We start from the raw sequence: 221 nt of genomic DNA, 5'->3' as shown, positions 1-221 counted from the left end.
GATATGAGGTGGGGGAGTGGCGGTGAAGTGAGTGAAGGTTTACGGAATGAGGTGCTTCGGGATGATAAGGAGGAAGTGATGATTGAAGGGGATAAGGGTTGGATTAAGGTATATAAAGAGGGAAGGTTGTGGATGATTGATAATGGTGGTGTGGAGAGGGTATATGGTGAAGGTAGAGAGTTAAACTAGGAGGAGAGTGATCGTAAACTGGAATGGCAGTT

General features: G+C 45.7%; 1 pseudogene. It reads left to right on the top strand.

What is annotated here, in order from left to right:
- Window positions 1–189, top strand: a pseudogene (locus FS628_RS31815) (Gfo/Idh/MocA family protein); the annotation flags it as partial.
- Window positions 190–221 lie beyond the last annotated feature (32 nt).

Source organism: Paenibacillus xylanexedens (genome assembly GCF_007676705.1).
GTDB lineage: Bacteria > Bacillota > Bacilli > Paenibacillales > Paenibacillaceae > Paenibacillus > Paenibacillus xylanexedens_C.
Note: the sequence above shows the minus strand (reverse complement) of the source record. Positions and strands in the feature narration are given on the sequence as shown.